The 230-nt window shown below is 62.6% G+C and carries 1 protein-coding gene; it reads left to right on the forward strand.

The features are described 5' to 3' along the window. Positions 1 to 230, forward strand: a 230-nt coding sequence (locus tag OC610_RS29415) for an RHS domain-containing protein (protein WP_264433400.1), incomplete at both ends; no start/stop codon positions are given.

Below are 230 nucleotides of genomic sequence, written 5' to 3' on the forward strand. Positions count from 1 at the left end.
AACGCCACGCCGTTCCACTACCACAACGACCACCTCGGCACGCCCCAGGAACTGACCAGCCACCAAGGCGAAATCGTCTGGGCCGCGCGCTACAACGGCTACGGCAAACTCACCGAACTGCGCCACGGCGACGGCAAGCGCCTGGAACAGCCGCTGCGTTTCCAAGGCCAATACCACGACCGGGAAAGTGGTCTGCATTACAACCGGCACCGGTACTACAATCCGGAGAC

The sequence above is a fragment of the Pseudomonas agronomica genome, assembly GCF_025917275.1.
Lineage (GTDB): Bacteria > Pseudomonadota > Gammaproteobacteria > Pseudomonadales > Pseudomonadaceae > Aquipseudomonas > Aquipseudomonas agronomica.